This is a genomic window from Streptomyces sp. NPDC030840 (genome assembly GCF_055572015.1).
Genome location: NZ_JBVIEE010000005.1, coordinates 434,635 through 460,060 on the forward strand (window position 1 = coordinate 434,635; position 25,426 = coordinate 460,060).

Annotated in this window: 24 protein-coding genes; 9 read left to right on the plus strand and 15 right to left on the minus strand. The window is 72.1% G+C overall.

The window, feature by feature from the left end; translation table 11 throughout:
- Window positions 1–226: 226 nt before the first annotated feature.
- The 4 genes from ACZ49J_RS14805 to ACZ49J_RS14820 are packed head-to-tail and all read right to left on the minus strand — an operon-like array spanning window position 227 to window position 5,197.
- Window positions 227–1,270, minus strand: a complete 1,044-nt coding sequence (locus tag ACZ49J_RS14805) for an NAD(P)-dependent alcohol dehydrogenase (RefSeq protein ID WP_467448133.1) — start codon at window positions 1,268–1,270, stop codon at window positions 227–229.
- A 36-nt stretch (window positions 1,271–1,306) separates the two neighbouring features.
- The gene (locus ACZ49J_RS14810; RefSeq protein WP_467448135.1) at window positions 1,307–2,407 is read right to left on the minus strand and encodes an ABC transporter permease; all 1,101 of its coding nucleotides are present in this window, start codon (window positions 2,405–2,407) and stop codon (window positions 1,307–1,309) included.
- A 1-nt stretch (window position 2,408) separates the two neighbouring features.
- Window positions 2,409–4,007, minus strand: coding sequence for a sugar ABC transporter ATP-binding protein (locus ACZ49J_RS14815; protein ID WP_467448139.1), 1,599 nt, complete (start codon window positions 4,005–4,007; stop codon window positions 2,409–2,411).
- Between the two features lie 50 nt (window positions 4,008–4,057).
- Complete coding sequence (locus ACZ49J_RS14820) at window positions 4,058–5,197, minus strand: substrate-binding domain-containing protein (protein ID WP_467448142.1); 1,140 nt, start codon at window positions 5,195–5,197, stop codon at window positions 4,058–4,060.
- Between the two features lie 430 nt (window positions 5,198–5,627).
- Between ACZ49J_RS14820 and ACZ49J_RS14825 the strand changes: the two genes are divergently transcribed.
- Genes ACZ49J_RS14825 through ACZ49J_RS14840 form a run of 4 tightly spaced genes read left to right on the plus strand, consistent with a single transcriptional unit; the run spans window position 5,628 to window position 8,605 of the window.
- Window positions 5,628–7,037 carry an aromatic ring-hydroxylating oxygenase subunit alpha gene (locus tag ACZ49J_RS14825; protein ID WP_467448144.1) on the plus strand — a complete coding sequence of 470 codons (1,410 nt, stop codon included), beginning with the start codon at window positions 5,628–5,630 and terminating at the stop codon, window positions 7,035–7,037.
- Entirely contained in the window at window positions 7,022–7,354 is a 333-nt protein-coding gene (locus tag ACZ49J_RS14830; protein WP_467448148.1) for a 2Fe-2S iron-sulfur cluster-binding protein, read from the plus strand. The genes ACZ49J_RS14825 and ACZ49J_RS14830 overlap by 16 nt, the downstream gene beginning before the upstream one ends.
- A 6-nt stretch (window positions 7,355–7,360) precedes the next feature.
- Window positions 7,361–7,576 (plus strand): transposase, encoded by a 216-nt coding sequence (locus tag ACZ49J_RS14835; RefSeq protein WP_467448150.1) that lies wholly within the window; start codon window positions 7,361–7,363, stop codon window positions 7,574–7,576.
- 3 nt (window positions 7,577–7,579) lie between these two features.
- On the plus strand, window positions 7,580–8,605 hold the full coding sequence (locus ACZ49J_RS14840) for an NADP-dependent oxidoreductase (protein ID WP_467448152.1): 1,026 nt from the start codon (window positions 7,580–7,582) through the stop codon (window positions 8,603–8,605).
- A gap of 156 nt (window positions 8,606–8,761) precedes the next feature.
- Here the strand turns inward: ACZ49J_RS14840 and ACZ49J_RS14845 are convergent, their stop codons facing one another.
- From ACZ49J_RS14845 to ACZ49J_RS14860, 4 genes are all read right to left on the minus strand, one after another.
- Window positions 8,762–9,085 carry a putative quinol monooxygenase gene (locus ACZ49J_RS14845; protein ID WP_467448154.1) on the minus strand — a complete coding sequence of 108 codons (324 nt, stop codon included), beginning with the start codon at window positions 9,083–9,085 and terminating at the stop codon, window positions 8,762–8,764.
- A 74-nt stretch (window positions 9,086–9,159) separates the two neighbouring features.
- Window positions 9,160–10,896 carry a PEP-utilizing enzyme gene (locus ACZ49J_RS14850; protein ID WP_467448155.1) on the minus strand — a complete coding sequence of 579 codons (1,737 nt, stop codon included), beginning with the start codon at window positions 10,894–10,896 and terminating at the stop codon, window positions 9,160–9,162.
- 41 nt (window positions 10,897–10,937) lie between these two features.
- Window positions 10,938–11,762 carry an SDR family NAD(P)-dependent oxidoreductase gene (locus ACZ49J_RS14855; RefSeq protein WP_467448158.1) on the minus strand — a complete coding sequence of 275 codons (825 nt, stop codon included), beginning with the start codon at window positions 11,760–11,762 and terminating at the stop codon, window positions 10,938–10,940.
- Window positions 11,759–13,036, minus strand: coding sequence for an aromatic ring-hydroxylating oxygenase subunit alpha (locus tag ACZ49J_RS14860; RefSeq protein ID WP_467448159.1), 1,278 nt, complete (start codon window positions 13,034–13,036; stop codon window positions 11,759–11,761). The genes ACZ49J_RS14855 and ACZ49J_RS14860 overlap by 4 nt, the downstream gene beginning before the upstream one ends.
- 156 nt (window positions 13,037–13,192) lie before the next feature.
- Here ACZ49J_RS14860 and ACZ49J_RS14865 point away from each other — a divergent pair, with 156 nt between their 5' ends.
- The 4 genes from ACZ49J_RS14865 (at window position 13,193) to ACZ49J_RS14880 (ending at window position 17,192) form a co-directional block, all read left to right on the plus strand.
- Window positions 13,193–13,627 carry a VOC family protein gene (locus ACZ49J_RS14865; RefSeq protein WP_467448161.1) on the plus strand — a complete coding sequence of 145 codons (435 nt, stop codon included), beginning with the start codon at window positions 13,193–13,195 and terminating at the stop codon, window positions 13,625–13,627.
- Window positions 13,628–13,742: 115 nt separating this feature from the next.
- Complete coding sequence (locus ACZ49J_RS14870) at window positions 13,743–14,735, plus strand: thiamine pyrophosphate-dependent dehydrogenase E1 component subunit alpha (protein ID WP_467448163.1); 993 nt, start codon at window positions 13,743–13,745, stop codon at window positions 14,733–14,735.
- 5 nt (window positions 14,736–14,740) lie between these two features.
- Window positions 14,741–15,775 (plus strand): alpha-ketoacid dehydrogenase subunit beta, encoded by a 1,035-nt coding sequence (locus ACZ49J_RS14875; RefSeq protein WP_467448164.1) that lies wholly within the window; start codon window positions 14,741–14,743, stop codon window positions 15,773–15,775.
- Window positions 15,776–15,779: 4 nt separating this feature from the next.
- Window positions 15,780–17,192, plus strand: a complete 1,413-nt coding sequence (locus ACZ49J_RS14880; RefSeq protein WP_467448165.1) for a 2-oxo acid dehydrogenase subunit E2 — start codon at window positions 15,780–15,782, stop codon at window positions 17,190–17,192.
- A gap of 67 nt (window positions 17,193–17,259) precedes the next feature.
- On the opposite strand, the gene ACZ49J_RS14885 is transcribed toward ACZ49J_RS14880, so the two are convergent.
- Window positions 17,260–17,865, minus strand: a complete 606-nt coding sequence (locus tag ACZ49J_RS14885; RefSeq protein ID WP_467448166.1) for a TetR/AcrR family transcriptional regulator — start codon at window positions 17,863–17,865, stop codon at window positions 17,260–17,262.
- Window positions 17,866–18,008: 143 nt separating this feature from the next.
- Between ACZ49J_RS14885 and ACZ49J_RS14890 the strand changes: the two genes are divergently transcribed.
- The gene (locus ACZ49J_RS14890) at window positions 18,009–18,662 is read left to right on the plus strand and encodes a TetR/AcrR family transcriptional regulator (RefSeq protein WP_467448167.1); all 654 of its coding nucleotides are present in this window, start codon (window positions 18,009–18,011) and stop codon (window positions 18,660–18,662) included.
- A gap of 60 nt (window positions 18,663–18,722) precedes the next feature.
- Here the strand turns inward: ACZ49J_RS14890 and ACZ49J_RS14895 are convergent, their stop codons facing one another.
- From ACZ49J_RS14895 to ACZ49J_RS14920, 6 genes are read right to left on the minus strand one after another with little or no spacing between them, the layout of a single operon-like run.
- A complete protein-coding gene (locus tag ACZ49J_RS14895; RefSeq protein ID WP_467448168.1) occupies window positions 18,723–19,427 on the minus strand; it encodes an SDR family NAD(P)-dependent oxidoreductase in 705 nt (234 codons plus the stop codon).
- Between the two features lie 13 nt (window positions 19,428–19,440).
- Window positions 19,441–20,601: a thiolase family protein gene (locus ACZ49J_RS14900; protein ID WP_467448169.1), complete on the minus strand. Its 1,161-nt coding sequence runs from the start codon at window positions 20,599–20,601 to the stop codon at window positions 19,441–19,443.
- Complete coding sequence (locus ACZ49J_RS14905; protein WP_467448171.1) at window positions 20,598–21,023, minus strand: Zn-ribbon domain-containing OB-fold protein; 426 nt, start codon at window positions 21,021–21,023, stop codon at window positions 20,598–20,600. Before ACZ49J_RS14905 ends, ACZ49J_RS14900 begins: the two co-directional genes overlap by 4 nt.
- A gap of 18 nt (window positions 21,024–21,041) precedes the next feature.
- Complete coding sequence (locus ACZ49J_RS14910; protein ID WP_467448174.1) at window positions 21,042–22,160, minus strand: acyl-CoA dehydrogenase family protein; 1,119 nt, start codon at window positions 22,158–22,160, stop codon at window positions 21,042–21,044.
- Window positions 22,157–24,733 carry a putative PEP-binding protein gene (locus ACZ49J_RS14915; protein ID WP_467448176.1) on the minus strand — a complete coding sequence of 859 codons (2,577 nt, stop codon included), beginning with the start codon at window positions 24,731–24,733 and terminating at the stop codon, window positions 22,157–22,159. Before ACZ49J_RS14915 ends, ACZ49J_RS14910 begins: the two co-directional genes overlap by 4 nt.
- Window positions 24,730–25,362 carry a hypothetical protein gene (locus tag ACZ49J_RS14920; protein ID WP_467448177.1) on the minus strand — a complete coding sequence of 211 codons (633 nt, stop codon included), beginning with the start codon at window positions 25,360–25,362 and terminating at the stop codon, window positions 24,730–24,732. Before ACZ49J_RS14920 ends, ACZ49J_RS14915 begins: the two co-directional genes overlap by 4 nt.
- Window positions 25,363–25,426 lie beyond the last annotated feature (64 nt).

The window sequence follows — 25,426 nt, forward strand, 5'->3', positions numbered from 1 at the left end:
TGGTTGGACAGCTGGTTCCCCCATGGGGGGTCGGTGGGATCCCCCCCTCCCCCAAAGGGTGGGGGGTGTGGGTGGCGGCCCTCTCCCTTTGGGGTCCTCGCCCCGCAACCAGCCACAGCAAACCCGCACCAACCCACCCGCCCCGGGACCTGGGGGCGGAGCCCCAGGGATGGGACGGGTAGGGGCGGCGGGGGGGCGAGGAAACCCCCCGGCCCCCCGCGCCGCGTCACCCGTGCGGCAGCACCACCGCACGCCCGCTGATCTCCCCGGCGTGCAGGCGCTCGTACGCCACCGGTGCCTCCTCCAGCGAGAACGTCTCCACGTGGGAGGTGACCAGCCCCCGCCGGGCGAGTTCGACGACGTCCATGAGTTCCGCCCGGCTGCCCCAGTAGGGGAACGAGGCGGACACCTCGAACGGGAGCCCGCCGCCGAAGCCGACCGCCAGCGTCCCCCCGCCGAGCCCGACGATCGTCACGTCGCCCTCCGTCGCCACCGACGCGGCGGCCACCGCCAGTGTCGGCTCTGCCCCCACGAAGTCCAGCACCACCTCGGCCCCCACTCCACCGGTGAGTTCCCGTACCCGCGCCGCCGCCCCGTCTTCGGAGAGCAGCGCCTCGTGGGCGCCGACGGATTCGGCCAGCTCCAGCTTCTCCTTGCTCACATCGAGGGCGATCACCCGCGCGGGCGTCAGCGCACGCAGCAGCTGCACGGCGAGATGCCCCAGACCGCCGACGCCGATCACCACCGCGGTGCTGCCCGGCACCAGCTTGGGCAACGACCGGCTGATCGCGTGATACGGCGTCAGCCCCGCGTCGGTGAGCGGGGCCGCCTGCACCGGGTCGAGCCCGTTCAGGGGCACCAGGTGGCGGGGCGAGTCCACCAGCATGTACTCGGCGAGGGCACCGGGGGAGCCGAGCCCGGGCGGCATGATGCCCAGCCCGGCGGCGTGCGGACAGCAGTTCTCCTTCCCCTCGGCGCACTTGCGGCAGTGCCCGCAGCCCCAGGGGCCGTACACCGCCACCGCGTCCCCCTCCTCCACGCCGGTGACACCGCTTCCCACGCCCGCGACCGTGCCGACACCCTCATGACCCAGTGTCATCGGCAGTGCGTAGGGAAACGACTCCTCGGGCCAGCCCATGACCGCCAGATCGGAGTGGCACAGCCCCGCCGCCGTCACCTTCAGCAGTACCTGGCCGGGGCCGGGGCGGGGCTCGGGCACCTCGACGACCTCGGGGGCCTGTCCCACCCGCCGGTATTGCACAGCCTTCATTTCTGAACCTCCTGCAGAGAGACGGGCACCGGGTTTTCAGTCGGCGGTGGAAGCACCGGTGCCGGTGGTCGATGAATTGACCTTCCGGCGGCGCAGCGATGCGGGCAGGGCGATCCGTCCACCCGTCAGGACCAGCGCGATGATGAGGACCGACCCGGTGAACAGGTTCGCGGCCCACTGCGCGCTGGTGGCGAGCCCGAGCCCCGTGATCCCCGTGCCGAGCAGCAGCACCGCCAGCACCGTGCCCCAGGCGTTGAACCGGCCCGCCCGTAGCTGGGTGGCCCCGACGAACGCCGCCGCGTACGCCGACAGCAGGTACGGTGTGCCGGCGGTCGGCGACCCGGACCCCACCGAGGACGCGAAGACGACGCCCGCGAATCCGGAGAGCAGAGCGGACGCCACGAGGGTCAGGAAGCGCAGCCGGTCGGTGCGCACACCCTGCAGACGCGCCGCGTCGGTGTTGAAGCCGGTCGCGTACAACCGGCGCCCGGTGGCGGTGTGTTCCAGCAGGAACCAGATGGCCACCGTGGCGAGCAACAGGTACAGCACCGGCAGCGTGATGCCGCCCGCGTCCAGCTGGGCGATGTTCGCGAACGGCTTGGCGAGCAGTTGGACACCGGTGATGGAGCTGTCGTTGGTGACCATGGTGATCAGGGACTGGATCAGCGCCCCCGTGGCCAGGGTGGCGATGAAGGAGTCGACCCGCAGCAGCACCACCACGACGCCGTTGACCACCCCGATCAGGAGTGCGGCGGTCATCGCCAGGGCAATCGCGGTACCGGGCCCGAGCCCGGCCGAGACCAGGAAACGGGCGGTCAGCACGCTGGTGAGCGACATGGTGTAGGCGACCGACAGGTCGAAGACGCGCGCGGCGAGCGGCGGTACGACGCTGAGCGCGACCAGACCCGCCACGGCGTTGCCGTTGAGTACCTGCTTCACCGTCGTGACGGTCGGGAACGTCTCCGGAACCCAGACGGAGAAGAGCACGACGATGAGCAGCCACACGTAGACGGCGCCGATGTTCCGGAACGACAGAGTGGCCGCCGTGCGCCGGGCCAGGGCCTTCGGGGCGGACGGCGCGGGCCCGTCCGGTGAGGACGGGCGGAGCTCCGCGGCCCGGGTCGGGGTGGAGGTCATGTCATTCGGTCCCTTCCATGGCGTGGACGAGCGCGCGCTCGGTGATCTGCCGGCCGCTGATCTCGCGGACGATCCGGCCGTCCCGCACCACCAGGACACGGGTGCACAGGGCGAGCAGGTCCTGGGTGTCGGACGAGGAGACGATGACGCCCATTCCCTCGGCGGCCTGGCGCTCGATGAGGTCGTACAGCTGGAGCCGGGTGCCGATGTCGACACCCGCCGTGGGTTCGCAGAGCACCAGCACCTCGGGACGCTGGGCCAGACAGCGCGCCATGACGACCTTCTGCTGGTTGCCGCCACTCAGGGTGGTGATGCGGGCCCCGCGCCCGGCCGCCCGTACCGCGACCCGCTCGATCCACTCGTCGGCGAGTGCGGAGTCGCGGCGCCGGCGCAGCCGTCCGGAACGGCCGCGGAACCGGTCGAGGAGAGGGAGGGTGAGGTTCTCCCCGACCGAGAAGTCCCCGATCACCCCCTCCCCGGCCCGGTCCGCGGGGACCAGGGGGAGACCGAGCCGGTGGGCGTCGCGCACGTCGGCCCACCGCTCGGACCGCTCCGGCAGCCGCAGCGTGCCGCGCACCGGCCCGGGGTACGCCCCGCACACGGCGTACGGCACGATCTCGTGGCCGGAACCCACGAGCCCGGTGATCCCCAGCCGTTCGCCCGGGGCGAGGTCGAAGCCGACGCCGCGCAGAGGGCCGGCCCACAGGCCGCGGACCTCCAGCACGGGTCCGGCGGAAGCGGACACGGCCGAGGGCGGCCGGTGGTCGGTCTCCATCTCCTCGCCCGCCATCAGCTCCGCCAGTGAGCGCGGAGTGAGTTCGGTGACCGGGCGGGTGGCGATCCGGCGTCCGCCGCGGATCACGGTGACCCGGTCGGCGAGCGCGAAGATCTCGTCCATCCGGTGCGAGACGTACAGGACGCTCGCCCCGGCGTCGCGGATCTCCCGCACGATGTCGAAGAGCCGGCCCACCTCGGCCGGTGGCAGAACGGCGGTCGGCTCGTCGAGGACCAGGACACCCCGCCGCCCCTCCCAGCCCTGCAGCGCCGCGGCGATCGCCACCACGGCGCGCTGGACGGGGGTGGCCAGGGACAGGGGCCGGCGTACGTCGATGCCGAGGCCGAAGCGCTCCACCAGCGCGCTCGTCCGCCGTTCCATCTCCGACCAGCGGATGTTCCCGAGAGCCGTACGGGCGAAGCCGCGGCTGAGCGCGAGATTGTCCGTGGCGCTGAGCTCACCCACCAGCCCCAGCTCCTGGTGGACGAAGCGCAGCCGGTCGTGCCGTGAGCCGGTGACCTGACCCAGGTCGAACGGCTCGCCGTCGAGTTCGGCGACCGCTCCCGGCTCGGCGTGGTGGTATCCGGCGAGCACCTTGATGAGGGTGGACTTGCCGGACCCGTTGGGCCCGATCAGGGCGTGGATCTCGCCGTGGGCGATCTCCAGGTCGACGTCCTTCAGCGCCTGGGTCCCGCCGAACCTCTTCGACAGCCCGGCCACGCGCAGCACCGGCCGGCCGGGGTCCGTCTCGTCGTGTTCCTGCCGTGTCTGTGTCGACGTGTCGGCACGCACCGTCTTCCCCTCCTTGTCCTCGGATGCGTCCATGACGCGGGAAGGGCCCGCCGGTGACGGTCGCCACCGGCGGGCCGGCCGGGTCAGCTCAGGCCCCACAGCGCCCTGAACTGCGCCTCGTAGGCCTCGACCAGCGGGAAGTCACCGTCGGCGGACGGGAGGTTGTCCTTGGTGACGAGCATGTTGGGCAGCACCGCCTTCTGGTCCACGGCCATCGACTGGCCGGTGAAGTGGCGGGCCAGCGCGTCGGCCTGGAGCCATGCCAGCTCGTGGGAGTTCAGTGCCATCGCGCCGTCGGTGAGACCGCTCTGGATGTACTGGTAGTTCTGCGCGTCACCGACGTTGACGGCGATGCTCTTGCCGGTGATGCCGGCGGTCTTGAGCGCCGCGGGGACACCCACGTTGAGCAGACCCAGCGAGAAGACGACGTGGGTCACCTTCGGGTGCGACCTGAGGTACGACGTCACCCGGTCCGGCATGTCCTTGCCGACCGCCGTGATCGGCACGTCGACGGTGTCCAGCGGGCAGCCGTCGCACCACTCCTTGTACTTGGCCGCGAACGTGTCCTTCACGGGCTTGAGGATCGTGTAGGCCGGCAGGTCGAAGTACACGGCGTTGGCCTTGGCGCCGCTGTCGGCGACGACCCACGAGGCGATCATCTCGCCCTGGATGGCGACGTCCTTCGGCCCGTTCTTCAGCAGGGAGACGCCGCCGCCCGTGATGTCGTCGGCGTTCGACTGGATGACGGGGATGCCGGCCTTCTTGAGCTTGGCCAGCTGCTTGGCGTACACGGCGCGCGGGAAGCCGGAGCCGATGACGGCGTCCGGCTTGTCGCGCACGGCCTGCTCGTAGGCGGCCTGGACGGACTCCGGCGTGCCCTGGGTGGCGATCCGCTTCACCTTCCAGCCCAGTTCCTTGGCGGCGGCCTCGAAGAAGTCGGCGAGGTCCTTGCAGGACTGCACGCCGCACAGAATGAAGTCGATCTCCTTGCCCTTGGGGATCTTCTTGCCCACGGGCTCGGTGACGGGTATCTGGGCCGGGCGCTCGGCGTACTTCTCCAGAGCCGCACGAGCCGCCGTGAGCCCGGGGGAGTCGGCCGCCGCCTGTGACGCGTCGGCGGCGGGAGTCGCGTCGCTGCCGCACGCCGCCAGGGAGAGCAGGGCGGTGACGGGGACGAGGGCGGTGAGGGCGCGGCGCACCGCGCGGCGGGGTCGGAAACTCATCGTCGAGTACTCCCGTGGTGTGGCGCCTGCGTGGCCGCGGGACCGCGTCGCTGGCGCGTCCGCGGCCTTCGGGATTCAGGCGGATCCGGTGCCGCCCCGGCCGGGACGGCACCCTTCGACATGTCAGAGGTCGGGTGAACCGCCGTCGTGGGGTACGGCGCGGGCCGCCGGTGTGACCGTGCGGCGCTGATGCTGGCGCGGGAGATCTCCGCGCCAAGGGCAGATACTTTTGAGGCACTACAGTCTCAAGTGGGTCGGAGTGTGACACGCTCCGGCGTGATTGGGGAGGGGGGAGTCGCAATGAATTCAAGGATGAGATGCGTACCTTCACGAGGGCCTCGGGTGGTGCGGGGTCCGGTCGTCGTCGTGAGTGTTGCTCCGGCCGGGGGCTGCTAACTACACTCGCTCTAAAGTTTCTGCCGGAGGAGAGATGATGGACGAATCGTCGGAGTGGGGCACGGCGCGGTGCCCGGGGCCCAGCGTCCAGGACTATCTCGACCAGGACAGCCGCCCCGTCCCCGCCGCCTTGCGGTACGACAGGAACGATCACCTCGGCAGCGAGGACATCGACGCGGCACGCTTCACCTCCCGTGAGTGGGCGGAGCGCGAGATGCGGCAGGTGTGGCGGCGTGTCTGGCAGTTCGCCTGCCTGGAGAGCGAGATCCCCGAGGTCGGCGACCACGAGATCTACGAGATCGGCGACGACTCGCTCATCATCGTGCGCACGGCTCCCGGTGAGATCCGCGCCTTCGTCAACGTGTGCCTGCACCGCGGCCGCAAGCTGCGCACCGGCGGCGGCAACGTCCGCGAGTTCCGCTGCGCGTTCCACGGGTTCGCCTGGAACCTCGACGGGACCATGCAGTCCCCGCCGTGTGCCTGGGACTTCCCCCATGTCAGCCCGGAGAAGTTCACGCTGCCGGAGGCCAAGGTGGCCACCTGGCGCGGCTTCGTCTTCATCAACATGGACCCGTACGCGGAGTCCTTCGACAGCTACCGCGGCACCTTCGACGACTACTACATCTGGCCGCTGGAGAACCGCTACAAGTCGCTGCACATCGCCAAGGTGCTGCCCTGCAACTGGAAGGTCGCCCAGGACGCGTTCATCGAGTCCTTCCACGTGATCGCGACCCATCCGCAGATGCTTCCGTGGCTCGCAGACGCCAACTCGCAGTACGACGTGATGGCGGACCAGCCGAACTGGAGCCGGATGATCAACATCCAGGGCGCTCCCAGTCCTCACGTGGCGGAGTCGGTCACGGAGGAGGACGTCCTGGAGACGTTCTACGATTCGCGTGCCTTCTACTCGGCGGCCCAGGGCCGTGACCTGGTGATGAGCGAGGGCGACGAACTGCCCGCCATTCCCCCGGGAGGCACCGCCCGCCAGGTCCTCGCCCAGCGGATGCGCGAGCAACTCGCGGCCGGCTCGGGCCAGGACTTCTCCCAGACCGCCGACACCGAGCTGCTGGACGCGATCAACTACCTGCTGTTCCCCAACTTCAACCCCTGGGGCGGAGCGAAGTCCAACATCATCTACCGGTTCCGGCCCAACGGCCTCGACCCGGACTCCTGCACCGCCGAGATCATCTTCATGTCGGCGCCGAAGGAGCCCGGTGAGATGCCCCCACCGGCGAAGATCCGCTGGGTTCCGGAGGACATGCTCTTCGCGGACATCCCCGAACTCGGTGTGCTCGGGCCCGTCTTCGACCAGGACTGCGAGAACCTGCCGTACGTCCAGCAAGGACTGAAGGCCATGCGCAAGCCGGGCATCACCCTGGCCAACTACCAGGAGAGCCGCATCCGTCACTTCAACCGGACGCTCGACGCGTGGATGAACCGGTGACCGTGACCCACCGGGTGGCCGTACGGCCCTCAGGCGCCGAGATCGACGTGCTCGACGGCGAGGACCTGTTCAGCGCCGCCCAGCGGCTCGGCTACCGCTGGCCCACCGTCTGCGGCGGCAAGGGCACCTGCCGTACCTGCTACGTCCAGGTCGAGGAGGGCGTCGAGAACTGCTGCCCGGTGGGCCCGTTGGAACGCGAGGGAATCGAAGCCCTGCGCAAGCCGGTGGACGGCCTGACCCGGCTCGCCTGCCGGCTCCGGGTCGCCGGTCCGGTGACCGTGACCAAGCGCGGCGTACGCCGCCCAGTGCAGGAGTGAGCGCCCATGTCCAAGCAAGTGATCCACCCGCTGACCGGGCACGTGTACCGGCTCACCGAGGACGGCCTGGTCGAGGTGACCGACCCCGCGACCGGCGCGCAGGGCATCTTCGACTTCCAGGCACGGTGGCAGTCGGGCGAACTGCGCCACGCCGACCTCCAGATGGCCGGCTGGGTCGGCAGACTCGCCCAGCGGCGCACCACCCGGCAGCCGGAGGAGTGACCGGTGGGACCGCGTACCACCCGCGTGGTCTGTCTGGTGCGCCGCCCCGACGGAGAACCGGCCCCCGGTGACTTCGCCGTCGAGGAGCGCCCGTTGCCGCCGCTCGGTGAGGGGCAGTTGCTCGTCCGCAACCTCTACATGAGCGTCGACCCGTCCATGCGCGGCCGGCTGGAGAGCACCGAGAAGCACTACACGCACAACTTCACGCCCGGATCACCGCTCGACGGCCGGGCCCTCGGCGTCGTCGAGGAGAGCCGCTGTGCCTCCGTGCCGCCGGGCACGTACGTACGCCACCAGCTCGGCTGGCGGGAGCGGGCCGTGCTCACGGCCGCGGACACCGACGGCGCGGGCCGCATCGACCCACGGCTCGCCCCGCTGCCCACCTGGCTGGGGCTGCTCGGCCAGACCGGCTTCACCGCGTACGTCGGCCTCACCAGGATCGCCGAACTCCGCGCCGGCGACACCGTGTTCGTGTCGGCGGCGGCCGGGGCGGTGGGCGGTGCCGCCGGACAGTTCGCCCGGCTGCTGGGGGCGCAGCGCGTCGTGGGCACCGCGGGCGGACCGGACAAGTGCGCCCTGCTGGTGAAGGAGTTCGGCTACGACGCCGCCGCCGACTACCGGGCCGAGCCCGTGCGGGAGGCGCTGGCCCGGCTGGCGCCCGAGGGCCTCGACGTGTACTTCGACAACGTCGGCGGCGAGCAACTGGCCGCCGCCCTGCACGCGTTGCGGACCGGCGGCCGAGTCGCCCTGTGCGGCATGATGTCGCAGTTCGGCGCCGAGCGGCGGTCCGCCGACATCAACCAGCTGATCCAGGCCGTCCTCAAACGCCTCACGCTGCGCGGCTTCATCGTCCGCGACCACGACGACCTGCGGCCGGAGTTCGAGCAGCGGGTCGCCGCCTGGCTGCGTGAGGGCCGGATCACCGCGCGCGAGACGGTCGTCGACGGCCTGGAGAACGCCGCGGGCGCGCTGCTGTCGCTGCTGGACGGCGGCAACGTCGGCAAGATGCTGGTCCGCGTGGGCGACTGACCCCGCTGAACGGCGCCCGGCCGGCGCCTGCCCGACGATTCCCGTCTGCCTCGCGACGCCCGGCACGCCGAGAACACGCACCGGACGCCGCTCCTTCTCCCGCGGAGATCCAGCGGAGGAGATCCATCAGAAGGGCCCTGGGCCCGAGGGCGCCGTTCAGCGCATGGGACGCGACACCGCGACCGTGTGGGCCTCCAGCGAGACCCCGACCCGGGTCAGCCCGGCCGAGGCGGCCCGGAAGTCCTTGATGTGCGGGGTGGCGAAGTGCTCGTCGAGGGCGCGCTGCGACGTCCACCGCTCGTACACCCGGATCCGCCGCTCGTCGGCGGGGTCGGCCGTCATCGCGTAGTCCAGGCAGCCGGGTTCCTCCTCGCGGGTGCGCCGGCCGAGCTCGACGAGATGCCGCAGCATCGTGTCGCGGTCGCCGGGTGCGTAGTCCATCCAGCCGGCGACAATGATCTGCTCCGACACGTCTGTCATGGTGTTCCCTTCCACAGGTCATGACCGCGGGCCCGCCGCTCCCGGGCAGGGGGAGCGACGGGCCCGCGGCGTTCTCAGACGCCCAGTGCCGCCGGGACGCCGTCCACGGTGACCGTGCCGTTGTCGCCGTCGACCGTGATCACCATGCCGTCCCGCAGCCGCTGCGTCCCGCCCTCGACGGAGATGACCGCCGGGATGCCCAGCTCGCGGCAGACCACCACGGCGTGGCTGTTGAGCGCGCCCACGTCCACCACGGCCGCCCCGGCGACCAGGAACAGCGGGGTCCAGGCCGCGTCGGTGATCGGCGCGACCAGCACCTCTCCCGGCTCCAGGGCCTCGCACGAGGCCGGGTCGGTGACCACCCGCACCCTGCCGGTGTACGTGCCGTGGCTGCCGCCCACACCGCTGAGCACGTCGCCCTCCACGGCCGCCTCGGTGCGCCCTCCGGCGCGCCGCGGCCAGGCGTCGATCTCGGTCTGCGCGTCCTCGGCCACGAAGAACGGCGGTTCCAGCTCGTGCAGTCCGGCGTACTCCGCGAGCCTCTGCGCGATGACCGGGCCGAAGGACTCCGGGGCGGCGACGTAGTCGTCGAGCTCGGTGTCCAGCAGCATCATCACGTCCTCGGGCCGTGCGAAGCGCCCCGCCTCGACCCCGCGGCGGCCGAGTTCCCGGATCGCCATGCGGATCTCGTTGACGACGGTCACGCAGTTCGCCTTGGTGCGCTCGCGGGCCGGGATCCACACCTGGGAGGCGTGCATGCCGGCGTCGAACATCGGCTGGGTGTCCTCGGGCAGCGCGGCCCGGATCTCCTGCGCCGTCCGCTCGCGCCGCTCAGTCAGCCGGGCTCGCCTGGCGGCCGGCGAGTCGTCGTCCGGGCTGTGCCGGATCCGGTCGACCAGGGTCAGCGCCTGGAGGGGAGCCGCCTCCCAGGACAGGGCGTGGATGTCCCACTCGTTGGGGCCGCGGTCGCCGGACTCGGCCAGGAACTCCTCGAAGGAGTCACGGAACGCCTTCACGTCCCCGATCGCCCCGTCGAGCGCCGACTCCACCGCGGCCGCGCCCTGGTCGAAGAGCGCGGTGAGCTCCGCCGAGGCCGCGACCTGCCGGGACAGCGTCCACAACCCGGCCGACGGGGACGCCGAGTCGACGTCACCGAGGCCGCCGATGAGGTCGAGCATGGCGTCGGGACGGCCCACGCTCGCGCACAGCGGGCCGAGGATCGCCGGCCCGACGGACGCGGGCAGCGACGACTCGACGTGCCGCTGGAAGGTCGTCTCCACCTCGTCGAGCAGGGAGCGCGCGTGGGCCACCAGCTCGGCGTCCGGCAGACCCGTCAGGTCCGGCCGGTCGCGGCGCAGCCGCCGCAACCGCTCCTGGTCGGCATCGGCCTCGGGGAAGTTGCTCTGGCCCAGCATCCGCTGGAGCGTCGCGCCCGCCTTGGCCGTGAGTTCCCCGTCCTGGTCGTCCGGGTGCGCCACGTACGCGGGGGTGTCGGAGCGCTGGCCGACGAAGGCCGCGTCGATCTGGTCGGCCGTCTGGCCCATGCGGATGCCGAACAGCCGCATGTGCGACAGGTTGAGGTAGAAGTAGCCGCCGAACATCCCGACGAACGGCGGGCGGGGGCCGGCCACCTCCTCGTCGCGGTAGATGCCGAAACCGACGAAGCCCTTGCGCCAGCCCTGCAGACCGCGCCCCCAGACCAGGGTCCAGCCCAGCGGGCTGGCGGGGTCCGGCAGGGTCTCGCCCGCGTTGGCGCGGGTGTAGTGCGGCAGGCGCTCACTGCGCTGCCAGTCCGTGATCCAGCTCTTCATGGCCGAAGGTCTCCCGCTGTCCGTCCCGGCGTGGCCGGGGCCTACCACTGTGCCGTTCCGCCGTCGACGCTGATCAGCGTGCCCGTGATGCCGGCGCCGGCGTCGCTCGCGAGCAGCGAGGCGACGGCCGCGATCTGCTCCACGGTGGTGATCTGCTTGGTGGCCGCGTGCTCGGCGAAGCGGTTCAGCCACACCTCGTAGGAGATGCCCTCGGCCTCCGCCGCGGCCGGGCCCGCGGCCCGCATCAGGTCGGTGTCGACTGCGCCGGGGCAGATGGCGTTGCAGGTGATGCCCTGGGTGCCGTACTCGAAGGCGGTCGCCTTGGTCAGTCCGTGGATGGCGTGCTTGTTGGTGATGTAGTGGCTGATCGCGGGCTTGTTGGCCTGCTTGCCCTCCACCGAGGAGATGTTGATGATCCGGCCCCAGCCGCCCGCGAGCATCTTCGGCAGCGCCCGGCGGGTGCCGTAGAAGTAGGCGTTGAGGTTGAGTCTGAGGGCGTCGTGCCAGGCCTCGTCGCTGAGTTCGTGGACCGGGGCGAAGCCCGAGGTGCCGCCGACGTTGTTGACCCAGATGTCGAGCCGGCCGAAGCGCTCGGCGGCGAAGTCGGCGAGGCCCTCGATGTCCTCCTGGCTGTTGGAGTCGCAGGGGTGGAAGACGGCCCGGTCCCCGGCGCCCATCTCCTCCAGGGCCTGCTTGCCCTTGACCTCGGAACGGCCGCTGATGACGACCGTGGCACCGTCGGCCAGGAACTGTTCGGCGATGGCGCGGCCGATGCTGCGCGTGCTGCCCGTGATCACCGCGACACGTCCGTCGAGGCTGCCCGAAGCCACCATGTTGTTCTCCCGCGAGTGTTGTTGGCTGGTCACCTGGCGGCTCTGGGTGCGCTTGTGTCCAGGTGCTGGTGAATGGTGCGGTGGAAGTGCTGGAGTCCGGGCTCGTTGCGTCCGAAGACGAAGTCGGTCCCGTTCAGGGCGGCGAGGCCCTGCTGGACTCCGTAGGTGGTCGCGTAGTCCTCGTCGCGGACCACCTCGTGGAACCACTCGCCGAACCGGTCGGCGGCCCGGCGTTCCTCCTCGGTGACCGCCGGCTCCCGCAGCAGGATGATCTGCTGCGTCACCGACTCGGTGGCCGTCCGGGGAAGGACCAGGGAGACAGCGATCTTCTGGCGCCAGCCGCCGGCGATCGCCAGCCCGGGGAAGAGCCAGTAGATGGGGCCGACGCAGTCCCCGGGGTCGCGCTGGTCCGGGGGCAGGTCGACGGCCTGCGCGATGGGGCGCAGGGCCGGTGCGATGCGCTGGTGGGGGCCCCAGGTGTCGTGCGCCATCATGTTGGAGAGGTTCGTCTCGAACACCGTCTTCGGGTGCAGCGAGGCGAAGTGGTACGTCTCCAGGTACCCGTCGAGCGTGACCTTCCAGTTGGGGCTGGTCAGCTCGCTGGTGGAGTAGTGGTGGCAGTCCGCCAGCCGCAGCCCCTCCAGCAGCGGCCCCAGGTCGCCGAGCCAGGCGTCGAGGTCGGGTTCGGCAGCCGGGTCGAGGGAGACGAACACGATTCCGGCACGCTCCCCGGCCGGGAGCCTGACCAGGCTCCGGCCCTCACGGGGCACGTCACCGAAGGTCTTCTCGGCGTACACGCCGCGCAGCTCCCCGGCGAGGTCGTACGACCAGGAGTGGTACGGGCAGGTGAGCCGCCTGGAGACTCCGCAGCCGGGTTCGAGGAGCTTGGCCCCCCGGTGCCGGCAGGCGTTGATCATCGCGTGTACGGCGCCCTGACGGTCCCTGGTGATCAGAACGGGGACGCCGAGGACGTCCATCGCCTTGTAGGTGTTCGGTCCGGGCAGCTCGCAGGACATGGCGAGCGGCAGCGGGACGCTGCGGTGGACGGCGTCCATCTCCCGTTGCCAGCGGTCGGCCTCGAGATAGTGCGCGACGGGCTCCGTCCACTGGCCGTCCGCCTCGTGCGTCGTGTTGTCGCGGTAGTGCGCCACCACGCGCTCGACGAGTTCGGCCGCCTCGCGCCGCATGGTCACGGATGCGGCGTCGGTGGACCGGTCCTGGCTGATCCACGAGGAGTACTCGGGGGCCGAGGGCGGGGTGCGCTCGGCGTCCGTCTCCCGGATCGCCGGCGAACTGGTCTGGACCACGATGTCCTCACAATCCTCCCAGCCGCGAGCCGGTTGAAAGGGCTTCGGATGCGACAGCTGGGCTGTGTCCGAAACTGCAACAGGACTTAGTGTTGTCTGTCAATAGAAAGTGTCGAAGTTGCCGCTCGGTGTCCCCTGGGGGTGGGTGCGATGGTCATGACCCGGCCGTTCGAGGCGGGTGTGGTGGTGCGGGACCTGGGGCTGATGGAGCGCTTCTACCGCGAGGGGCTCGGCTGCCACGCCGTGCACCGGTCGCTGGTGCCGGAGTCCGTCGGCGGTCCGGCCGGGCTGGGCGGCGAGCTGACCGTCGTCTGGATGCGGGTGCCCTCCGGTGGGTGCGTCAAGTTGATCCTGCCCTCGTCGGCTCCGGTGCCGGCGCACGGGGCGGCCTGGTCGGCGGGGCGCCTCGGGCTGTCGTACCTCACCTTCCACTACGACGACGTGGACCCGGTGGTGGCGGCGCTGCCGGCCGCCGGTGCGCGGCCCCTGTCGGTCCCCGTCGTCGTCCCCGCGCGCGGTCGGCGGATCAGCTTCTGGGCCGACCCGGAGGGCAACGTCGTGGAGTTGGTGGACGAACGGGGACATGGCTGAGTCAGAGGCGTAGTAATTAGAGATTCCCTTCAGTAAGGTGCCCCCACTGGTTACTGTAGACCGGCACTAGAAAGTCCGATTGGTTGACAACCTCCCTCGGGCGAAGGGGCGGACGATGGCTCAACGAGCATCAAGGGCTTCACAGACATCCTCGCAGGTCATCAGGGACCTGCACGAGCGCATGGTGCGCATCCGGCTGTTCGAGACCGAGGCGGGAAAACTCATGGAGGCAGCGAAGCTGCCCGGTTTCCTGCACCTCTACGTCGGCCAGGAGGCCGTGGCCGCCGGCGTGATGGCGGCCCTGCGCGACGACGACCAGATCACCTCAACCCACCGGGGACACGGGCACGCCGTGGCCAAGGGCGTGGGCTTCCGCGAGATGTACGCCGAGCTGTACGGCAGGGTCACCGGCGCCTGTCTCGGCCGCGGCGGCAGCATGCACATCAACGACGTCGGCGTCGGCATGCTGGGTGCCAACGGCATCGTCGGCGCGGGCGTCCCGATCGCCGTCGGCGCGGCCTTCGCCGCCCGGTACAAGGGCGAGGACAGCGTCGCGGTGACCTTCTTCGGCGACGGCGCCACCAACATCGGCGCCTTCCACGAGGCCGCCAACATGGCCGCCGTCCTCGGCCTGCCCGTCGTCTTCGTCTGCGAGAACAACGGTTACGCCGAGTTCACCCCCCAGTCCCGGCACATGCTGCTCACCGACGTCGCCGACCGGGCCGCCGCCTACGGCATGCCCAGTGTGATCGTCGACGGCATGGACGCGGTCGCCGTGCACGGTGCGGCCGTCGACGCCGTGAAACGCGCGCGGGCGGGCGAGGGCCCGATGATGATCGAGGCCAAGACCTACCGCTACTTCGACCACCAGGGCGTCAAGGGGCTGCGGCACCCGTACCGCTCCGAGGAGGAGGTCGCCGAGTGGAAGGCCCGCGACCCCATCGACCTCATCGAGGCACGGGCCGTGGCCGACGGCACCGTCACCCGCGCGGAGCTGGACGAGGTGTGGCAGCGCACCCGCGACGAGATCGCCGACGCCATCGCGTACGCCGAGGCGAGCCCGCTGCCCGACCCCGCCGACCTCCTGCTCAACGTCTACTCGGGATGACCGCCATGACCACCATGACCCCCGCCACCGGAGCACCGGTCGCCGCCCCGGACGGCACGGCCCGCAAACTCACCTATGTCAAGGCCTTCAACGAAGGACTCGCCCAGGCCATGCGCGAGGACGAGAACGTCTTCGTGGCCGGCGAGGACGTGGCCGGGTACGGCGGCGTCTTCCGCATGTTCGACAACCTGCTCGACGAGTTCGGTCCCCGCCGCATGATCGACACCCCCATCTCCGAGGCGGCACTGGTCGGGCTCGGTGTGGGAGCCGCCGCACGCGGCCTGCGGCCCGTCGTCGACCTGATGTTCATGGACTTCATCGGCGTCTGCCTCGACCAGATCGTCAACCAGGCCGCCAAGATGAAGTACATGTTCGGCGGCGCCGTGTCCGTGCCGCTCACCATCACCACCGCCTCCGGCGCGGGCCTGGGCGCGGCCGCCCAGCACAGCCAGAGCCTGGAGGCCTGGCTCGCCCACGTGCCCGGCCTCAAAGTCGTGATGCCGAGCGACGCGTACACCGCGAAGGGCCTGACCGTCGCCGCCATACGCGACGACAACCCGGTCGTCGTGATGCTCAACAAGGTCCTGCTCGGCAGCGCCGGCGAGGTGCCCGAGGAGATCTACGACATCCCGCTGGGCCGGGCGCACACCGCGCGGCCGGGCTCCGACGTCACCGTCATCGCCCTGGGCCGCATGGTGGGCGAGGCCCTCGCGGCGGCCGACGACCTGGCGGCGGAGGGCGTGGAGGTCGAGGTGATCGACCCCCGCACCGTGCAGCCCCTGGACACCGCGACCATGATCGCCTCCGCCCGCCGCACCAACCGGGTGCTCGTGGTGCACGAGGCCGTCACCTTCGGCGGGCTCGGCGCGGAGATCGCCGCCCAGATCCAGGACGAGGCCTTCGACTACCTGGACGCGCCCGTGCTGCGGATCGGCGCCCCCTTCTCCCCGGTGCCCTTCTCACCCGTCCTGGAGAAGGCGTACGTCCCCGATCGCGCCCGCATCGCGCAGGGCTGCCGCCGGCTCCTCGAAAGGTCGTGACGACGTGGCGGTCGAGGTTCTGCTGCCGAAGATCGGCCTGACCATGCAGGAAGGCACGATCGACGAATGGCTCGTGCCCACCGGTTCCGCCGTCGCCGAGGGCGACGCCCTGCTGCGGCTGGCCACCGACAAGGTCGACGTCGATGTCGAGGCGGAGGCCGGGGGACTGTTCCATCCCGCGGTCCCGGCCGGGACGACCCTTCCCGCCGGGGCCCTCATCGGCTGGCTTCTGGCCGAGGGCGAGCAGCCACCGGCCCCGGGGGATACGCCGGTGCCCGCCGGGCCCGGCACGGCCGCGCAGCCCACCCCGAACGGAAGCGCCGGCGCGGATACGGCCGCGCAGCCCACCCTGAACGGAAGTCCCGGCGCCGTCGGCGGCGGGGGCCGGCTCCTGGCCTCACCGAACGCCCGGCGGGTGGCGGCCGAGGCCGCCGTCGACCTCACCGCCGTGCGCGGCACCGGGCCCGGGGGACGGATCGTCTCCGAGGACGTGGAGGACTTCCTCGCCGCCGGGCCCCTCACACCGGTCCCACCGCTCCCGTCGGGCCACTCCGTCTCACCGCTGGTCCGCAAGCTGGCCAAGGAGCGGGGCATCGACCTCTCCGGGGTGAACGGCACCGGCCCGGGAGGCCGGATCCGCAGATCCGACCTGGACGCCGTCACCGGGGTTCCCGCACCGGCTCCCGCACCTGCTCCGGCGGCCGTACGCCGGGGCGCCGTACCCCGGGCGGGAGACGTCCTCCCGCTCACCGGGATGCGTGGCACCATCGCCCGCCGCATGCACGCCAGCCTCCAGGAGATGGCGCAGCTGACGCACGGCTACGAGGTGCGGATGGACGCCGTGGTCTCCCTCAGGAACCGGCTGAAGGAGGAATGGGCGGACGGCGACCTCCCGGTGCCCAGCCTCAACGACTTCCTGCTCAAGGCCGCCGCGCTGGCCCTGCGCGAGCACCCGCTGCTCAACGCGACGGTGCTGGACGACGGAATCCATCTGCTCGACGGCATCCACGTCGGGTTCGCGGTGGCCGTTCCCGGCGGCCTGATGGTCCCCGTGATCGAGGACGCGGCCACGCTGCCGCTGCCCGCGATCGCCCTCCGCACGAGGGACTTGGCGCAGACCGCGCGCGAGGGCCGGATCTCCCCGGCCGCGCTGGAGGGCGCCACCTTCACCGTCACCTCACTGGGCGGCTACGGCGTCGACTTCTTCACCCCGGTGATCAACCCCGGCAACGTCGCGATCCTCGGCGTCGGCCGGCTCCGGGACGGCGTCGAGTGGGTGGACGAACGGCCGCTGCGGACACGGGTGCTCACCCTGAGCCTGACCTTCGACCACCGCGCCGTCGACGGCGCACCCGCGGCCGAGTACCTGCGCACGGTCGGGGAGTTGCTGCGCCGGCCCCTGCGCCTGCTGGTGTGAGCCGGGGCCGGATGTCCGTAACAGGATGCCCAGTGCCGCGACGGGGCGAACGGTGCCTGTCGCGGCACTAGGTGACCGGGTCGGCGATCCGCTCGGCGAGCCGGCCGACCTCACGCACGAAGTCACGGTGCCCGAGCGACCGGTAGACGTCGTCGCCCCGGACCTGGGAGATCGCCGAGGTCTCCAGCAGCGCCAGCAGACCCAGGGCGATCACCGCCGCCTCGGCCTCGGACAGCGACGCGTGGGCCTTGCGCAGCAGCCGCACCAGTTCCGCCAGCAGCTCCGTACGGCTCTCCTGGCGCAGCGCCTCCGCGTCCTGGCTCATACCGGCCGAGGACACGAAGAACACGGTGGCTGCGGACCGGTGTTCGCCCAGCCAGGCCACCAGCGCGGTGACGGCGGGACCGATGTCCGATCCCGGCGCGTGGGCCTCCGTGAGCGCCTCCATCTGCTCGCGCAGCGCGGCCGCGAACACCCGCATGCCCTCCACCAGGACCTGGTCCTTGGAGGAGAAGTGGTAGTACACCGCTGCCGAGGTCATCTCCGCGCGGGCGGCGATGTCGGCCACCGTCACCTCGTCCGGCGGCTGCGTGGCGAACAGCTCCGTGGCTGCCTCGATCACCCACTGCCGGCGCGAGGGGCGGTGGGCGGCGCGGGTTGCGGATGTCGTCATGATGTCAAGTATGCCGGGAACCGGATGCTCTGACGGCACACGTGCATCAGGAATTATGGCATCGGGCGGATGGAGTTACTGGATAGCATGGTCAGTACGCAGGGTCCACGGACGAGGGTTCACGGCAGCCGCCAGGGAGCATGATGGCCACCACGCAGAACGGCAAGCAGCCGGCTCATCGGCCCTCGCGGCGGCAGCACATCATCGCCGCGGCCGTGCGGGTGTTCGGCCGCAACGGATTCGCCGAGACGAGCATCCAGGACATCGCGGACGAGGCCCAGGTGGTGCCCACGGCCGTCTACTACCACTTCGACGGCAAGGAGGAACTGCTCGAACTCGCCATGCGGCGGGTGTTCGACCAGTTGAACGCGGTCGTGGAAGCGGCTCGGCCCGAGTCCGAGCCGGGCAGCGAGGAAGGTCTGCTGCGCGTCATCGACGCCGTGTGGAACTGGGTGGAGCAGAACCCGGATGAGGCCCGCCTCTACCAGGTGCAGATCGCCTCCGCGAGCGGCAGCCTCAAGGCGCTGCGGGACGAGTTCGAGCAGCGCCACGTCCAGCGTGCCTACGACTATCTGCCCGAGGGCACCACCCGCAGTCCCCGGGCGGCCAAGTCGCGGCACGCGGCGCAGGCACTCGCGGTGCGCACCCTGATCAGTACGACCATGCTCGTCACCGCGCTGCGGGCGGAGGGAGGGCCCTTGTCGCAGTTGCCCTCCCAGGCCGTGCTGGAGGCCGTCAGGTCGCTGGCGTTGCGCATCGTCGCGGGCGAGCAGAAGCCGAGCACGGCGTCCGCCTGAGCAATGCAGGCGCGGGATGCCCGCCGAGGGTCTCGGCGGCGGGATTCCGGCTGCGGGAGTTCACCAGGGCAGCGGCCCGCGGTCCGCGAACAGCCCGCCCGTCGTCCCGTCGCCGTCGGGCAGCGTCGCCAGCCAGACCGGGGTGTCCGCACCGTCCCGAGGACCGCGCGGGGCGGACGGCCCGCCCATGCCGCTGCGGGTCCACCCGGGGTCCGCGGCGTTGACCAGGACGCCCGTGCCGGCCAGTTCGGCCGCGAGCATACGCGTCAGGGCGTTGAGCGCCGCCTTCGAGATCCGGTAGGCCGGGTGCCGGCCGGAGTCCATCAGCGCCAGCGAACCGTACGAGCTCGTCACGTTCACCACCCGCCCGTAGCCGGCCCGCACCATGCCCGGGACGACGGCCTGGGCCAGGCGCCAGGCACCCGCGAGGTTCGTGTCCAGGGTCGCGCGCAGGACCTCTTCGTCGAAGTCCGGCGGCCGCAGGTCGCCGTCCACGGACACGCCCGCGTTGTTCACCAGTACGTCGATCCCGCCGGTCAACTCCCCGGCCCGCCGTACCGCTTCGGCGACGCTCCGCGCCGAGGTCACGTCCAGGGCCAGGGGCAGCGCCGACGGGCCGATGGCGCGGCACACCTCCTCGGCCGCGTCCAGGGCGCGGGCCCCGACCAGGACCCGCAGCCCACGCTCCGCGAGCTGCCGGCTGATCTCCACGCCGATTCCGCGTGCGCCGCCGGTGACCAGTGCGGTTCTCCTGCCTTCCGCCATCGCGCCCGCCGGCTCAGACCGTCAGCACCGAGCAGGCGCTGATCCCCGGTGCGCCGTACACATGGGTGAACCCCACCCGGGGAGCGCCCGGGACCTGCGCGCCCGGCGCGCGGCCCTGCAACTGCCGTACCACTTCGTGGAACTGACGCAGCCCCGAGGCACCGACGGGCTCACCCCCGGCGAGGCAGCCGCCGTCGGTGTTGACCGGCAGCCGGCCCGTCGGATCGGTGTGCCCGCCGGCCAGCAGTTCCTCCTGCTCACCGTGCCCGCACAGTCCTGTCTCCGCCAGGTGGATCAGTTCCGAGCCGCTGTCGGTGTCCTGCAGTTGGGCCACTTGGACATCCGCGGGGCGCACCCCGGCCGTACGGAAGGCCGCTTCGGCGGCGTCCGTGCTCGGGCTGCGGTGCGGTCCCGGCGGCAGCCAGGGCGAGAACACCTCGAACGAGCCGAACCGCCGGGTGCGGAAGGCCAGGGACGCCAGCCTGACGGGACGTTCGCACAGGTCGAACGCGCGGTCACCGCGTGCGAGGACCAGCGCCACCGCGCCCTGTCCCGGTGAGCAGAACATGTACTGCGTGAGGGGCGGACTGACCTCGGCGGAGTCGAGGATCTCCTGCTCCGTCAGCGGTGTGCGCCGCCAGGCCAGAGGGTGCAGCGACCCGTTGCGGAAGGCCCGCGCGGCGACCCTGGCCAGCGCCCGCTCGGAGATCTTGTGCTCGTACAGGTACCGCCGGGTCTTCAGGGCGAAGAACTGGGTCGTCAGCATCATGCCGCTCTCGGCGTACCAGTCGCCCAGCCCGTAGCGGGCCGCCGAGGCGTTGAACGCGCCCCGTTCGTGCTTGTCGAAGCCCACCGCCAGCCCGAGCGAGGCCTCGCCCGCGCGCAGCGCGTTCGCCACCGCGAGCACGGTCGAGGCGCCGGTGGCGCAGCCGTTCTGCACGTTGACGAACGGCACACCGGTCAGGCCCAGGCGACCCACCAGTGTGTCGGGCTTGCCGGACACGTCGGAGCCGCCCGCCGCGTAACCGATGTCGTCCCAGCCGACACCGGCGTCGGCCAGCGCCTCGCGCACCGCCCGCTGGGCCATGTCCATACCGGTGACGCTCTCGTCGCGGCCGAAGGGATGCCTGCCGCAGCCGACCACGTAGACCTCGTCGGACCGAACCACGGTCATCGCTCCTCTTCCGGTTCCTCGTCGGGGCAGAACGCGAAGGTCAGCACCTCGGTCCCGTCCTCGTCGCGGTACGCGGGCACCGTGGTCAGCCGGACCGGCAGACCGATCCGTATCTCCGTGCGGGGCACCTCCAGCCGGGCCTCGACCAGTACCTCACCGAGGTCCACATAGCCGAGGTGGTACGGCTGGTAGCCGCCGGCCGGCGCACGGTACGGCGGCTTGGGCGGGAACGCCTGGAGCGTCCACGACCACACGCACCCGCGCACCGGCAGCACGTGCCCCGACATGGCCCCGCCGGAGCACTTGGGGCACGCGTCCTGCTGGGGGAAGACGACGGTGCCGCACCCGGAGCAGCGCGCGCCCGTGAGGCGCGGTGGGTCGGTGGAGTCGAACAAAGCCTCGTCGATGAGTCTGGTGGTCATGCCGTCCCGCCTTCCACGTCACCAGCCGAGTAGTCCGGCCAGCCGCTCCCGGTGGTGTGCCGCGCCGCCCAGCAGGACGGCGTCGGACTGGGCACGCCGGAAGTACAGGTGGGCGTCGTGCTCCCAGGTGAAGCCCATGCCGCCGTGGAGCTGGACGCACTCGGCGGCGACGGACAGGAACGCCTCGCCGCACCACGCCTGGGCCACCGCCGCCGCCTCGGCCGCCGCCGCGGGTGAGCCGGCCGCCCGGACCGCGCGCACCACCGCCGACCGTGCCGCCTCCACCTGGAGCAGCATGTCGGCGCACGTGTGCTTGACCGCCTGGAAGCTGCCGATGGACCGGCCGAACTGGGTGCGGTCCCGCACATGGGCCACCGTCATGTCCAACGCGGCCTGCGCGCCGCCGAGTTGCTCGGCGGCCAGTGCGACCAGCGCCACGTCCAGGGCACGGCTGACGACCTCCGTGCCCTCGCCCCCGGCGGTCAGGGCCCGTGCCCGCGCACCGGAGAAGCTCACCACCGCCTGCCCCCGGCTCAGGTCCAGCGTGGGCACCCGGCGTACCGTGACGCCCGGCTCCCGCGGATCGGCGAGGAAGAGGTCCACGCCGTCGGCCCCGGTGGCGGCCACGACCAGCGCCGCGGCGTCGGCGCCGTCGAGGACGAACGGTGCGGTGCCGTCCAGGACCGGGACACCGCCCCGCCAGGTGACGGCCACCGGAACGGCGTCCGGCCGCCACACCCCGTCGGCCGCGGCCACCGCCAGGGCGTGCACGGAGCCGTCGGCCAGCTCGGCGAGCGCGTCCTCGGCCGTGCCGCAGCCGGCCAGGACCTGCCCGGCCAGCACGGTGGAGGACAGCAGCGGCACCGGTGCCAGCGTCCTGCCCAGCTCCTCGCAGACGGCGGCGATCTCGGCGAGGCCTCCGAGACCGCCGGCCGACTCCGGCAGTCCGAGGGCCGCGAGTCCGACCTGCCGGCCGAGGGTGTCCCACAGCTCCGTGTCGACGCCCAGGGAGTGCTCGGGCAGCCGGCGCACGGCGGCGGTGCCGCCCGCGTCCGCGCACACCGACCGCACGGTCGCGCGCAGGTCGTCCAGTTCGGCGTCCGACAGGGCCGGGCCGTCGGTCATGGTGCTCGTCATGGTCTGCTCCCGCTGTCGTCGTGCTGCTCCCGCAGGGCACTGTGCGCGGCCGCCATGCGGGCGACCGGCACGCGATGCGGGGAGCAGGAGACGTAGTCGAGTCCGAGTCCGTCGCAGAAGGCGATCGACTCCGGGTCCCCGCCGTGCTCACCGCACACCCCGAGCTTGATCCCAGGCCGTACGCTCCGTGCCCGCTGAGCCGCCAGGGCGACCAGGGCACCCACCCCGTGCGGGTCGAGCCGGGCGAACGGGCTGGCCGTAAGGAACCCGCGGTCCCGGTACGCGGAGAGCACCTGGCGTTCCACGTCGTCCCGGGAGAACCCGTACGTGAGCTGGGTGAGGTCGTTGGTGCCGAAGGAGAAGAACTCGGCGTGCTCGGCGAGTTCCCCGGCCAGCAGCGCGGCCCGTGGCGTCTCGATCATCGTGCCCAGCCGGTACGGCACCTCGACGCCGGTGCGGGCGGCGACCGCGTCGGCGGCCCCGCGTACGTACGAGGCGGCGGCGGCCAGTTCCTCGGGGAGGCTCACGAGCGGGATCATCACTTCCAGCTCGGGCCGCAGACCGGTGGCCGCGGTGACGTCGGCCCACGCGGCGAACAGCGCCTCGGCCTGCGCCGGGTACAGCCGCTCGTGCAGCAGGGCCAGGCGCACACCGCGCAGCCCGAGCATCGGGTTCGCCTCGCGCAGCGCGGCGGCCCGGTGTTCCTCGGCGGCGTCCTGGGCCTGCCCCGGGGCGGGCAGGAACTCGTGCAGCGGGGCGTCCAGCAGCCGTACGGTCACCGGGCGGTCCCCGACGGCGGTCAGCAGGGCGTGGAAGTCCTCGTGCTGGGCCCGTTCCAGCGCCGACAGCGCCTCGTCGCGTGCCGTGGCGTCGGCGGCCAGGATCACCCGGCGGATCAGCGGCAGCCGGTCGCCGAGGAACTGGTGCTCCGTACGGCACAGCCCGACCCCTTCCGCTCCCAGGGCGACGGCGGTGTCCACCTCGGCGGCGGTGTCGGCGTTGACCCGCACACCGAGCCGGCGCGCGCCGTCCGCCCACCCCAGCAGGGTGGACAGTTCGGGCGGCGGCCCGGCGACACTGACGCGCAGCGTGCCCGCGTAGACGGCGCCGGTACGGCCGTCCAGGGAGACGGGATCGCCCTCCCGCAGCAGACGGTCCCCGATGCGTACCGTGCCGGCGGCCCGGTCCACGCGCAGTCCCTCGGCACCGCACACCGCCGGCTTGCCGGCGCCGCGTGCCACCACCGCGGCGTGCGAGGCGATGCCGCCGCTGCCGGTCAGTACGGCGGCGGAGGCCAGCATCCCGGGGACGTCGGCCGGAGTCGTCTCGTGGGTCACGAGCACGACCGGTGTGCCGTCCGCGCCCAGTTCGAGGGCACGTTCACTGGACAGGACGATCGCGCCGGTGGCCGCGCCCGGGGAGGCGGGCAGCCCGCGTACCAGCAGGTCCTCGTCGCCGGTCAGCCGGAGCTGGGGGTGCAGCAGTTCCTGCACCTGGGCGGGGCTGATCCGGCGTACCGCCTCCTCGGGGCCGAGCGCCCCGTCCCGGGCCAGGTCGGCGGCCAGACACACCGAGGCACGCAGCGGCGGGCGGGCCTGCGCCGAGGCGGCGAGCAGGGAGATCTCGTCGTCGCGCACCTCGAAGTCGACCGAGACCGGGGCGTGCAGATGGCGTTCCAGGGTGAGCAGCGAGTGCTCGAGGAGTGCCGCCGCGCCCCCGAGCCGGTCCAGTGGTTCGCCGGCGTGCGGCGGCGGGGCGCTGCGGCGCACACCGCGGAAGAACGAGCCCTGGGGGGAGAAACGGCCGGTCTCGGGGTGGCGGCTGACCGCCGTGCCGTAGCCCGAGTGGTCCGCCGGCCCGATGCGCAGCGCCTGCACGTGCAGGGCGACGGCCAGATCCGCGGGGAGCCGCTGGGCGCGGCGCGAACGTTTCGCCCGAGGTGAGTCCCAGCGTTGGAGCAGCGCCCGGGCGGCCAGCGCCAGCTGGTCCGCCGGGTCCTCGGGGAAGGGGCCGGCGCCGTGCTCCGCGACCAGGGACAGCAGGGCCTCGACCCGCTCCCGCGGGTCGGTCGTGTCGAGGAGGGCGTCGTCCAGCACGTGCGCCGGTACGTCGAGGGCGTACTCGGCGATCATCCGTACGGTGGCGCCCCACACCTCGTACAGCGCCTCTTCGCGCCCGATGACGGCACACAGGGCGTCGGCGTCCGCGGGGGTGACCCCGAGGCAGGCCAGGTCGGGCGGAAGCCCGGCGATCTCGGTCGGCGCGCTCGCCGACAGACGCAGCAGCAACGGCCGGCCCGCGTCGCCGATCCGCCGCCCCGAGAGCTGTTCGACCAGCTCGACGGCGGCCCGGGCGGTGCCCGGCTCGCACAGTGAGGCGGAGGCGCCGGCGGGCACCGTGAGTCCCGGGACCACCGGCAGCCCGAGGGCCACCAGCCGGTCCATGGCCGTGCCGTGCGCGCCCAGCTCGTCGGAGTCGAGCCCCCGGATGCGTCCCTGGCCGTAGGGCACCAGCACCCGGCCGGGCGCCTCGGACGCCGCGAGGGGACCCGCCTCGCGGTCGGTGACGCTCAACCCCGGCTCCTTGCGACCAGCTTCTCCTCGAGAGCCTCGTCCTCGGCCCGGCTGATCCCCAGCACCAGCAGCAGTTCCTGGTGCAGCCGCATCCAGACCGTGTGGTACGAGTCGCACAGCGGCGAGGCCAGCCACTCCACCGCGCCCTCGTCGAAGCGGTCGAGGGCGGCCTCCAGGTCCGTGAGGTAGCGTCCGCTGCCCTCCAGCACCCGCTCCAGCCTCCGCAGCACGGGCTGGATGGCCTCGTGCACGTCCTCCAGCGACTCGCGCACCCCGGCGTCGTAGACGCTGTCGGAGTGGTCGTTGGCGGTGCCGTCTGGGCGGCACTGCCATGCCGTGCACACCTCGCGGATCTTGCGGTTGACCGGCAGGAACGCCTCGTACGCCGCGGTGATCTGCTGTTCCTGCGCGGATCCCGCCGAGATCCGCAGGGCCTGCGCGGCGACTGTCCTGGCGCGCTCGGTGGGAAGCACCATGGGGCCCTTCACCATGGCCAGCCCGGCGTCCGCCAGGAAGCGGTACTCGGACTCCGGCCTGCCGCGCCACATGCCGCGCAGAACGAGGTCCACGACGGCTTCGGTGAGGGGCTCGTCGAGAGAGTCCGTCCCGTCCACGGCAGCAGATCGCATCGCCACACCTTTTCCCCGGCGCTGTGGTGCCCGGTGCCTCGGTTCTGTGTTGCCCGGAGGTTAC

What these genes read in the sequence shown, in the direction of transcription:
- ACZ49J_RS14905 (WP_467448171.1), bottom strand. Translation starts at nt 21,023, where the DNA reads ATGACCACCAGACTCATCGACGAGGCTTTGTTCGACTCCACCGACCCA.
- ACZ49J_RS14870 (WP_467448163.1), top strand. Translation starts at nt 13,743, where the DNA reads ATGGCTCAACGAGCATCAAGGGCTTCACAGACATCCTCGCAGGTCATC.
- ACZ49J_RS14865 (WP_467448161.1), top strand. Translation starts at nt 13,193, where the DNA reads ATGACCCGGCCGTTCGAGGCGGGTGTGGTGGTGCGGGACCTGGGGCTG.
- ACZ49J_RS14815 (WP_467448139.1), bottom strand. Translation starts at nt 4,007, where the DNA reads ATGGACGCATCCGAGGACAAGGAGGGGAAGACGGTGCGTGCCGACACG.
- ACZ49J_RS14920 (WP_467448177.1), bottom strand. Translation starts at nt 25,362, where the DNA reads ATGCGATCTGCTGCCGTGGACGGGACGGACTCTCTCGACGAGCCCCTC.
- ACZ49J_RS14810 (WP_467448135.1), bottom strand. Translation starts at nt 2,407, where the DNA reads ATGACCTCCACCCCGACCCGGGCCGCGGAGCTCCGCCCGTCCTCACCG.
- ACZ49J_RS14890 (WP_467448167.1), top strand. Translation starts at nt 18,009, where the DNA reads ATGGCCACCACGCAGAACGGCAAGCAGCCGGCTCATCGGCCCTCGCGG.
- ACZ49J_RS14835 (WP_467448150.1), top strand. Translation starts at nt 7,361, where the DNA reads ATGTCCAAGCAAGTGATCCACCCGCTGACCGGGCACGTGTACCGGCTC.
- ACZ49J_RS14825 (WP_467448144.1), top strand. Translation starts at nt 5,628, where the DNA reads ATGATGGACGAATCGTCGGAGTGGGGCACGGCGCGGTGCCCGGGGCCC.
- ACZ49J_RS14900 (WP_467448169.1), bottom strand. Translation starts at nt 20,601, where the DNA reads ATGACCGTGGTTCGGTCCGACGAGGTCTACGTGGTCGGCTGCGGCAGG.
- ACZ49J_RS14885 (WP_467448166.1), bottom strand. Translation starts at nt 17,865, where the DNA reads ATGACGACATCCGCAACCCGCGCCGCCCACCGCCCCTCGCGCCGGCAG.
- ACZ49J_RS14910 (WP_467448174.1), bottom strand. Translation starts at nt 22,160, where the DNA reads ATGACGAGCACCATGACCGACGGCCCGGCCCTGTCGGACGCCGAACTG.
- ACZ49J_RS14875 (WP_467448164.1), top strand. Translation starts at nt 14,741, where the DNA reads ATGACCACCATGACCCCCGCCACCGGAGCACCGGTCGCCGCCCCGGAC.
- ACZ49J_RS14895 (WP_467448168.1), bottom strand. Translation starts at nt 19,427, where the DNA reads ATGGCGGAAGGCAGGAGAACCGCACTGGTCACCGGCGGCGCACGCGGA.
- ACZ49J_RS14820 (WP_467448142.1), bottom strand. Translation starts at nt 5,197, where the DNA reads ATGAGTTTCCGACCCCGCCGCGCGGTGCGCCGCGCCCTCACCGCCCTC.
- ACZ49J_RS14805 (WP_467448133.1), bottom strand. Translation starts at nt 1,270, where the DNA reads ATGAAGGCTGTGCAATACCGGCGGGTGGGACAGGCCCCCGAGGTCGTC.
- ACZ49J_RS14845 (WP_467448154.1), bottom strand. Translation starts at nt 9,085, where the DNA reads ATGACAGACGTGTCGGAGCAGATCATTGTCGCCGGCTGGATGGACTAC.
- ACZ49J_RS14850 (WP_467448155.1), bottom strand. Translation starts at nt 10,896, where the DNA reads ATGAAGAGCTGGATCACGGACTGGCAGCGCAGTGAGCGCCTGCCGCAC.